The organism is Caballeronia sp. (assembly GCF_049581465.1).
Classification (GTDB): domain Bacteria; phylum Pseudomonadota; class Gammaproteobacteria; order Burkholderiales; family Burkholderiaceae; genus Caballeronia.
This window is the reverse complement of the sequence record NZ_JBAUSA010000056.1, coordinates 1-8,663: the sequence shown is the minus strand read 5'-3', so window position 1 is coordinate 8,663 and position 8,663 is coordinate 1. Positions and strand designations below refer to the sequence as shown.

11 protein-coding genes are annotated in these 8,663 nt (G+C 59.3%); 8 read left to right on the top strand and 3 right to left on the bottom strand.

All coding sequences use genetic code 11. The features are described from left to right. Nucleotides 1–670: 670 nt before the first annotated feature. Complete coding sequence (locus WCA53_RS01275; protein ID WP_423904571.1) at nt 671–1,141, bottom strand: DUF3331 domain-containing protein; 471 nt, start codon at nt 1,139–1,141, stop codon at nt 671–673. Between the two features lie 358 nt (nt 1,142–1,499). On the opposite strand from WCA53_RS01275, the gene WCA53_RS01270 reads away from it, so the two are divergent. Next, nucleotides 1,500–2,015, top strand: a complete 516-nt coding sequence (locus WCA53_RS01270; RefSeq protein ID WP_423904568.1) for an RcnB family protein — start codon at nt 1,500–1,502, stop codon at nt 2,013–2,015. A gap of 116 nt (nt 2,016–2,131) precedes the next feature. On the opposite strand, the gene WCA53_RS01265 is transcribed toward WCA53_RS01270, so the two are convergent. After that, on the bottom strand, nt 2,132–2,704 hold the full coding sequence (locus WCA53_RS01265) for a TetR/AcrR family transcriptional regulator (RefSeq protein ID WP_423904565.1): 573 nt from the start codon (nt 2,702–2,704) through the stop codon (nt 2,132–2,134). A 101-nt stretch (nt 2,705–2,805) separates the two neighbouring features. Here WCA53_RS01265 and WCA53_RS01260 point away from each other — a divergent pair, with 101 nt between their 5' ends. The 4 genes from WCA53_RS01260 (at nt 2,806) to WCA53_RS01245 (ending at nt 5,038) form a co-directional block, all read left to right on the top strand. Beyond that, nucleotides 2,806–3,273: a DUF1348 family protein gene (locus tag WCA53_RS01260; protein WP_423904562.1), complete on the top strand. Its 468-nt coding sequence runs from the start codon at nt 2,806–2,808 to the stop codon at nt 3,271–3,273. Between the two features lie 199 nt (nt 3,274–3,472). Beyond that, nucleotides 3,473–3,805, top strand: a complete 333-nt coding sequence (locus tag WCA53_RS01255; protein WP_423904559.1) for a hypothetical protein — start codon at nt 3,473–3,475, stop codon at nt 3,803–3,805. Nucleotides 3,806–4,018: 213 nt separating this feature from the next. Next, a complete protein-coding gene (locus tag WCA53_RS01250) occupies nt 4,019–4,456 on the top strand; it encodes a response regulator (protein WP_423904555.1) in 438 nt (145 codons plus the stop codon). A gap of 309 nt (nt 4,457–4,765) precedes the next feature. Continuing rightward, entirely contained in the window at nt 4,766–5,038 is a 273-nt protein-coding gene (locus WCA53_RS01245; protein WP_423904551.1) for a hypothetical protein, read from the top strand. Between the two features lie 157 nt (nt 5,039–5,195). Here WCA53_RS01245 and WCA53_RS01240 read toward each other — a convergent pair whose 3' ends face one another. Next, nucleotides 5,196–6,158: a chemotaxis protein gene (locus tag WCA53_RS01240; RefSeq protein WP_423904548.1), complete on the bottom strand. Its 963-nt coding sequence runs from the start codon at nt 6,156–6,158 to the stop codon at nt 5,196–5,198. A gap of 400 nt (nt 6,159–6,558) precedes the next feature. On the opposite strand from WCA53_RS01240, the gene WCA53_RS01235 reads away from it, so the two are divergent. The 3 genes from WCA53_RS01235 to WCA53_RS01225 form a co-directional block, all read left to right on the top strand. Beyond that, entirely contained in the window at nt 6,559–6,999 is a 441-nt protein-coding gene (locus tag WCA53_RS01235; protein WP_423904547.1) for a CBS domain-containing protein, read from the top strand. Between the two features lie 131 nt (nt 7,000–7,130). After that, nucleotides 7,131–8,015: a metallophosphoesterase family protein gene (locus WCA53_RS01230; RefSeq protein ID WP_423904545.1), complete on the top strand. Its 885-nt coding sequence runs from the start codon at nt 7,131–7,133 to the stop codon at nt 8,013–8,015. Further along, nucleotides 8,012–8,663, top strand: a 652-nt coding sequence (locus WCA53_RS01225) for an alpha/beta hydrolase (protein ID WP_423904543.1), incomplete at its 3' end; no start/stop codon positions are given. The genes WCA53_RS01230 and WCA53_RS01225, both read left to right, overlap by 4 nt.

The following is an 8,663-nucleotide window of genomic DNA, read 5'->3' as shown; positions in this document are numbered from 1 at the left end:
CCCTCACGGCGTCCATCATGCCGCCGTGGTCCAACGGGATATCGAGGGAATCGCCATAAACGCTCGTGTCTGCTTGCACCTCCTGTGAATCGCGGCGACCCGATGTGGAATATTCGGTATCTCCGGACCAGATGATGTCTCGAGCTACGACGCGCTGCGCTTGATGAATCGTCACGATGAACTCCTTGCATTGATGGAGCGGCGGGAGATTTTCATGCTACGGGCCTGCTATGACAGATTTGCGACGCGAGCGCTCGTTGGCGCGTCGAAACTGTCGCTGACCCGCTTTAACCGCGGCCGGGTTGCGCCTTCTGCAACCAACGTTGGGCACTACAGTTTAATAGCGTCGTGTGTGAGGCTTGGTAGTTCCAGCTTATGACAGGCGGCGTTGAGTATCAGCGGCAAGCAATGATGTTTGGCGTGGAAGTTGCCCATCGCACACGTTTGCGAAGGGGGTGTTCCGGGCACGGTTGATAGCCGCCAGCCGGGGCGTGCGCAAGTCGAGCCTCCGCGACGTCCACAGTGACCCGCTGAGACAGGGCGCGTCCCGTCAGAACCTCAAGCAATTCTTTAGCATGCCTGCCAGCACCCTTTGCGTTTCGCATGGCAAAACGAGCCGTCACATCATGATGTGACGGCCTACCGCGATTGGCTTACTCCATCGGCCAATTCAGGCGTGCTGGTCCTGAAGTTCGGCGTTGCAAGTCTCGTTTTCAGGCATGGCTGCGGACAAGATCATCGCGGACGCGTTCTGCGGTTTCGGATCTCGCTGCGACGGCCGATACACCGAGTCGCCTCGATGAATCTGCGCACCCGTAAGCGCGCATGCGCCATCTGTGTTCGCCGTGGTGACGCGCCAGCCCTGATAGCCGTAGTGGCACGTTGCGGCATCGGACCAATAGACAATTGCCGTCGCGCTGCTCGGGCGTTCGATCACGCGTACGACCGCCTCGGGGAAAGGCCGATTCGAAGCGGGCGATGCAGCGCGCGGATGGTCGCGTTCCCACGCGCGAGCGAGTTGCTCCAGGAACGACTGCGCGGCGTTCTGTGCCGGGGCCTGCTCGGGGACACCGGGCGGGATCGTTTTTAGTGAGCGGACCGTCTGCAGCCACGGGTCCGCACTTTTTGCAAGCGCTGTCATTGGAGTGATTCCTGGCATGGTTCACGCTGGAAGGTACGCAATCAGCGCGCTCCGATAAATAGCATCTAGGTGAATTCACTATCTTGGCAGCGCGAATAATCAGGTTAGGTCATTGAACGAAAAGGGTTTTCGCGCGGCTTCGGGGCGGCGCAGAGCGGTATTGCGGTCATAATGACCTTCTAAAGTGAAGGGTTAACCCGGCGACACGAGAATTAGTCGAAATTTATAGATAAGAACATTTAGCGACATTTCAGAGAAATTGCTGAAACTTGGACTGTAATAAAGAATTGCATCAAAGCGGGGCGTGTTCCGCGTACGCCATACTTCGCCGTTTATTTTTATTTCTAGCGAGGTAGGTATGAACAAACGTCGAATCGCCGCGGCGATGCTGTTTTGCGGTGTCGGGATGTCGGCAGCGACATTCGCCCAAAACGGCCCTGGCGACCCTTATGGTCCTGCTGGCCCCGGTCGCCCGGACGACCACGGCATGCCACAACAACGTCCGGTCAACCCAGACAACATGGTCGGCCGCAACGGCGGCGGCGTGCAAAACCCAAATTACGCCAGGCCGGCAGGAAACCCGGCTCCGCAGCACAACTCGGCTCCGCAGCACAACCCGGGTCCGCAGTACAACACCGGGCGGCCGCCCATGCAGGCCGATCAAGTTCAGCGTGGCAATGGTCCGCGCGACTGGCGTAAGGGCGATCGACTGCCGAGCGATTACCGGAACCGTCAGTACGTGGTCGACGATTATCGCGGCTACGGTTTGCGTCAGCCTCCGCGCGGTTATCAGTGGGTTGGCGTGAGCGGCGACTACGCGCTCGTGGCGATATCATCGGGCGTGATCGCTCAAATCGTGATCAGCGGCCGGTAAGTCGCCGTTGTTGGCGTCGTCGTTTGACACTGGTCACCCGAAACCCGCTGTCGCTTTGCGCAGCGGGTTTTTTTAGTGCGCTCGCTTCAATGCGCTCAAGCGAGCCGCCACTCCGGTTATCGCTCGGATAAGCCTATCGCCCGAACCACCCGTGCGAACGAGCGCAGCGTCATTTCAGGCGATTCCTCGAATTGCGCGCCGATGATGGCGCCATCCACGGCCATGGCGAGCGCCCGAGAATCTGCTGCCGCCGTTTTGGACGACGCCGGCAACAAGCGTCGAATGGACGTGGTCATATCCAGTTTGTGCCGGCGCGATATCTCGACCGCCTCGGGCATGATCGGTCCCACTTCCACCACGGCGTTGATAAACGCACAGCCCCGATAGACATCGGTTCCGAACCATTCGGCCAGCGCGGGGACCAAAGCCTCCACATTCGCGCCATGGCGATCGAGCGCGTCCTCGAACCAGGTCATCCATTCGCGATGCCTAAACTCAAGAAATGCAACGATCAGGTCGTTCTTCGCCGGATAGTAACGATAGAAAGTCTTCTTCGCGACGCCCGATTCCGCGATGACGCGGTCAACGCCGGTCGCGCGAATGCCGTCGCGATAGAACAGGTCGTGCGCTGCGGCAAGAATTCGCTCGGATGGAGTAAGGTTGTCGGGTGACGTGGCATCGCTAATCATTTTATGATTGTAGACAGGTCTGTCTCCCTGGGCTAGAGTGCGTTAGTAGACAGGTCTGTCTACTAACCGTCACACCCTCATTCCGACCATAAGGATGCGTCATGGAAACCAAGCCGCCGTTCCCGCCGTTCGATGCAGATACCGCCGCGCAAAAAGTTCGTCTTGCCGAAGACGGCTGGAACTCACGCGACCCCAAGCGCGTTGCGCTGGCTTATAGCGAGGATACGCGCTGGCGCAACCGCGCCGAATTCGTCTCGGGACGGGCCGACGCCGAGGCTTTTCTTGCGCGCAAATGGGCACGAGAGCTGGACTACCGGTTGATCAAGGAGTTATGGGCGTTTACCGGTGCTCGCATTGCCGTGCGCTTTGCGTATGAATGGCATGACGACTCGAAGAACTGGTTTCGCAGTTTCGGCAATGAAAACTGGGAGTTCAACGAGGCGGGCTTGATGACGCATCGGCACGCCTGCATCAACGATCTACCGATCAAGGAGTCAGATCGAAAGTTTCACTGGCCGCTCGGCCGGCGTCCCGACGATCATCCCGGTCTAAGCGAATTTGGTTTCTGACGAATCGATTGGTCGTTCGAAGGGTGGGGCGGCGGGGGTTGTGATCGGCGCCGAAGCGGGTCGCTTGTCAGGCACACGCCGCGCGATGAAACATCGCTGCGAAACGAACTTATCGCTGTCATCCAAAAGGCGTAACATCGCGCGTTGCAAGAAGGCCGTCGGGCGAAGCCCGGCCCACATTGCTTTTCGGGGAACACACATGGATGATCGCGGCGAGCAGGACGAACCCACGCAAACCACCGCTGACGGGCTGATGCGGCTTGCAAGGAGCGTCGTCGAGTTGCTGGGCGAGCAGGCCATCGACAGCCGTCTGGGCACCAAGTTGCTCAAGCGGCTCGACAAAGAAGCCAAGCTGGTGGCCGAACACGGTCCCGAGGTATTGAGCAAGGCCCAAAAGCGGTCGCTACGGGAAGTGCTTGAAGCGCTGGAGCACGCGTTACACCAGGCGGATGCCAACACACTGGTTTCGGCGAACGCAAGGTTACGCTCAACCGACGAAACTACCGGTAAAAAAGCCAAACCAAAGGCCTGAAGGACGCTAGGGCGACGCTGCGGGGACCTGTCCCGACGGCGGCTTTTGTGCGGTGCCAAACGGGCCCCAGTGGCCCCCAACCGGCCCCGAGCTTTACAGGGCACGGATTGGCGCTGCTTGCCGCTAAAAGCCATTCATCTGCTGTTGACCGCGGCGAATGAGGTGGCGCGAAAAATGCTGCGTCCGCAGCACGCGCATTTTTCCTGAGTGGTTATGTATTCAGTCTCTCTCATTCCCAACTGCGTGTTGTGGACGGATCGGAACGTCGACGCCCACGCTGAACGTTGGCGAATCCTGGTCGTCGATGACAACGCGGCGAGCGCCGAAGGTCTTGCCGCTGCGTTAATCGCAGACGGCTGCGACGCACGCTTTGTACTGAGCGGCGTAGACGCCTTGCAGGCCATCAATGGTTGGGTGCCGCACATCGTGGTTCTCGACATCAGCATGCCGGAACACGACGGTTTCGCCACTGCGCGCGTCCTTCGCCGAATTTCCTCCACGCGCAATGCGGGCATTATCGCGTTCACTGCGCTAGGGGAAGATTACGTGCGCTCGAAAGGCCTCCAGGCCGGATTCGATGGCTATTGTCAGAAAGGCAATACGCCGAACGTCCTGGTTGATCTGATCAGTAAAATGGTTCAGGTTCATTAAGGGCGCATTGGTTGAGGGCGAGCGCTTGGCGAGGGCTGGAGTTACCGGTCGCAGAATCGCCGATTTGTCCCTTAAATCTCTACGCGCCAGCCGAAAACACGCCGCGGCCTTTCGCCGCACCCGTTTCAGCGAATGTGCAGTTGTCTAATCAATCGATTGTTGGTGAATCGCGAAAAGTGTATTGAAGTTTATGGAGATAAAATTTCGATAGTACGGGTATACACTGCATTTCATCGACGAAGCAGCAACACCTAGCAAGACCGCTGCAACGCCTTGTCAAACAGTTCAACGTATATATCGGAGCTCACCATGAACAAGAATCTTCTCGCCTCGCTGGTTGTTGCCGTTTCCGCTTTGGCCGCTGTCCCCGCATTCGCTAGCGGCTACGGTCCGGCACCGTCGTATCGCCCGCAGGTTGGTGCGCCGGCTTCGCAACAAGGCCAGAGCGCGCAGACCATCGCTGCTGACAATGCGCGCAGCAACGACGTGACCGCTTACGGTGGCAGCAAGGCGACGTTGGGTCAATCGGGTGTGAGCAACCGTGGCGACAACAAGGCGCAAGCCGTGTTCTTTGGCCAGTAATCTGCCAGCAACACCAATCGCAGTCAGGCTTCTACGCGCACGGCCAGCAGTTGTCATGTTGGCGTGACCGCGCCAGGCACGCAGTAAGCACAAGGCCCGGTGAACGACAGTTCACCGGCCTTTTGTATTTCAACCGCCAAGGGCAAACGCCCGACGCTCAGGTGCCGGTCTTTTGCAGTGCGTCGCGCATGACGGTTGCCAATTCGGAAGCGACGAACTTCGATACATACGCATTCGCGCCTACTTTACGCACGTGTTCTTCGTTCGCCGAGCCCGATAGCGACGAATGAATGATCACGGGGATCGCTTGCATGCCGGCGGTGGCCTTGATGCGGCGGGTCAGCGTGAAGCCGTCCATTTCAGGCATTTCGAGGTCGGTCAGGACGAGTGCGATGTCATCGATCAGGTTACGGCCTTCCGATTCCGCCTTGCGTTGCGCGGATTCCAGCACGTTCCAGGCTTCCTGACCGCTTTTCGTCATGATGAACGAGACGCCCATCGCGTTCAGGCTTTGCTCGATCAGGCTGCGCGCGACACCGGAATCATCGGCGGCAAGCACTTTGCTACCCGGTTTCATGTGCACGCGTCCCGTGTTCGCCTCGTTGATTTCAACTTCCTTCGCAGGCAGCACGTCGCGCAGGATCTGCTCGACATCGAGTACCTGCGCGAGCCGGCTGCCGTCCACGTTGCCGTCGAGGCGGGCGAAACTCGTCACCGTCCCGCCGCTTGAATGCGCTTCCGCCGACAACACCTGATTCCACTCGAGCCGCACGATATCGTCGACTTCCTCGACCGCGAAACCCTGCGTCGTACGCGCGAATTCAGTGACGAGGAGGATTTTCGGGCCGTTCCTGGACCTACAGCCCGTCACTTTCGCCAGGTCGATCACCGGAATGATCTGGCCGCGAATATCGGCTACACCGAGAATGGCTTCGCTCGCACCGGCCACTTCGGTAATGGTCGGCATCGCGAGGATTTCACGCACCTTGAACACGTTGATGCCATATAGCTCGCGCTGCTCCGAATCCGGCGCTTCGCCCAGGCGAAATAGAAGCAGCTCGAACATGTTATTGCCCGCGAGTCGTACGCGCTGTTCGATATCGTGTTGTGAGCTGCTCAAAGTGAAATCTCCTGGTCGAATGTGCCGCGCTTCTCATAGCCCGTGTATGTTTAGCGGCCCGGCGGGGAAAAACTGAAGCGCTTTCGCTTGGGGCCGTGCATCGCTTGAACACGGTTGGACAGGGTGTTTCAGAAGTGCGGGGACTTGAGGTGAAGCACATCGGGATAGACCCTCGGACATTTTAAAAGTAGTGCTTCCGAGCGTTCACACGCTGGGCGTCTGCTCTATACTTTTCGAATGGCCTGGGTAATCCGGACGTAAGGCGCCGCACGTAAGGCGGTGTCCCGAACGGTTCGCAGCGTGTCGAACGAGGGTTGAGACGCTGCACGGAAAACCGCGGGCCGGTTATGTCGAACGCCTGCCAGCCGGCGGGCGTCGCGCGGTTCAACGGAGGCGCTCGATGGCAACAGTCGCACAAGTCCTTAAGTCAAAACCGAATCACCCCGTCTTCACGATCGACCAGAATGCGTCGGTGTACGACGCTATCGCGATGATGGCGGAAAAGGTGATTGGCGCCCTGGTCGTGACCAATGGCGAAGCGATCGTCGGGATCATGACCGAGCGCGATTACGCGCGCAAAGTGGTGCTGATGGACCGTGTCTCGCGGCTTACGCCCGTGCGCGACATCATGTCGTCGCAAGTGCGTTTCGTGCGTCCGGACCAGACCACCGACGAGTGCATGGCGCTGATGACCGATCATCGCATGCGGCACTTGCCGGTCCTGGATGGCGAGGCGCTGGTGGGCATGATTTCCATCGGCGATCTGGTTGCAAACATTATTTCCGAGCAGAAGCTGACGATTCAACACCTCGAAGGGTACATACGGGGCGAGACCATGTAAGTACCGACGGCCGAAGCAACACGCCAGCGCGTGTTGCTCAACGGCCTCGGCGGGTGCGACGCGTGGGCAGCGCGAGAGGTCGTAGCGGGTCAATGCTGCTACAGTGCGAAGCCGCCCATCGCGCATTGCTCATGACAGTTCTGCTACACCTTTCCGACCTCCATTTCGGCACCGAACGACAATCTGTCGTGGACGCGTTATTGCGTCTTGTCGATCGTGTTCGCCCCGACCTTGTTGTCATGTCGGGCGATCTCACGCAGCGGGCGCGTCGTCATCAGTTCGACGCGGCGCGCGCCTTCTCTGCCCAGTTTGGCGCAACGCCGTTCTTGACGATCCCGGGCAACCACGATATCCCGCTGTTCAACGTATTCGGCCGTGCGACTCGGCCTTATGCGGGCTTTCGCCGGGTATTCGGCGATGATCTCGAACCGGTGTTCGAATCGGCCGGGCTGCTCGCGATCGGGCTCAACACGACGCGTGCGTATCGGCACAAGGACGGCGAGGTATCGCCGCAGCAGATCGAGCGTGTGGCGCGGCGACTCGAGCGTGCGACAGCGCAACAGCTACGTGTGGTCGTCACGCACCAGCCGATTGCCCCATGGCATGCGGGCGAACTCAGGGATTTGTTGCATGGGCGCGAGCGTGCTGTGTCGCGATGGTTGCCGGCCGGAGTGGACTTGGTATTGGGTGGCCATTTGCATAGGCCTTATGTGGTGCCCTTGCATGCAGAGTCGGCGGGATTAACCGCGCGTGCGTGGGCGGTGCAGGCGGGCACGGCGCTATCCACGCGCGTACGGCATGGCGTGGCGAACTCTGTGAACGTGATTCGCAGTCGCTGTAGCAACGAAATGGATGCGCGAGCGCGTCGAGTGAATGTCGGAAGGTGGGATTATCTGGACGAGCAAAAAGGGTTTGAACTCGTCAAGCAGGAGGAGCTTGAGCTTGGCGGGCATCCCGCCTCGGTATCATTCTCATATTCGTCCCCATCATCTGAAAACCGGAGCCAGACTACATGACCGCCTTGCTGACCACGATCGACGTGGAAACCGCACCGAACCCCGAATTTGCCGTCATCCTGATGCACGGCCTGGGCGCCGATGCCAATGACTTCGTGTCGCTTGTCCCGGAACTGCGCCTCGGCGATCTGCCCGCCGTGCGCTTCGTTTTCCCCAACGCCCCGGAAATGCCGATCACGGCCAACAACGGCTACCGGATGCGTGCGTGGTACGACATTTTGTCGTTCGAAGGCATCAATCGTCGCGTGGATGAGGCGGGTCTCAAGGCATCGTGCGACCGGATTCGCGCATTGATCGTGCGCGAGAACGATCGCGGCATTCCGACATCGAAGATATTCCTCGCTGGCTTTTCACAAGGCGGCGCGATGACCTATACGGCTGGGTTGACGCATCCCGGGAAGCTGGCAGGGTTGATCGTATTGTCGGGTTATGTGCCGTCGACAAGCCTCATCGATGTGTCCTTTAGCGAGGCCAATCTCGACACGCCGATTTTCGCGGCGCACGGCACCGCAGACGACGTGTTGCCAATCCAGTTGGCCACTCAAGGCCGTGATTTCGCACGGGGGCACGGGTGCAACCTGGAGTGGCATACCTACCCCATGGCGCATTCGGTCTGCGCCGAAGAAATAGAGGCCTTGCGCGTGTGGT

What these genes read in the sequence shown, in the direction of transcription:
- WCA53_RS01275 (WP_423904571.1), bottom strand. Translation starts at nt 1,141, where the DNA reads ATGACAGCGCTTGCAAAAAGTGCGGACCCGTGGCTGCAGACGGTCCGC.
- WCA53_RS01270 (WP_423904568.1), top strand. Translation starts at nt 1,500, where the DNA reads ATGAACAAACGTCGAATCGCCGCGGCGATGCTGTTTTGCGGTGTCGGG.
- WCA53_RS01230 (WP_423904545.1), top strand. Translation starts at nt 7,131, where the DNA reads ATGACAGTTCTGCTACACCTTTCCGACCTCCATTTCGGCACCGAACGA.
- WCA53_RS01265 (WP_423904565.1), bottom strand. Translation starts at nt 2,704, where the DNA reads ATGATTAGCGATGCCACGTCACCCGACAACCTTACTCCATCCGAGCGA.
- WCA53_RS01250 (WP_423904555.1), top strand. Translation starts at nt 4,019, where the DNA reads ATGTATTCAGTCTCTCTCATTCCCAACTGCGTGTTGTGGACGGATCGG.
- WCA53_RS01260 (WP_423904562.1), top strand. Translation starts at nt 2,806, where the DNA reads ATGGAAACCAAGCCGCCGTTCCCGCCGTTCGATGCAGATACCGCCGCG.
- WCA53_RS01235 (WP_423904547.1), top strand. Translation starts at nt 6,559, where the DNA reads ATGGCAACAGTCGCACAAGTCCTTAAGTCAAAACCGAATCACCCCGTC.
- WCA53_RS01245 (WP_423904551.1), top strand. Translation starts at nt 4,766, where the DNA reads ATGAACAAGAATCTTCTCGCCTCGCTGGTTGTTGCCGTTTCCGCTTTG.
- WCA53_RS01255 (WP_423904559.1), top strand. Translation starts at nt 3,473, where the DNA reads ATGGATGATCGCGGCGAGCAGGACGAACCCACGCAAACCACCGCTGAC.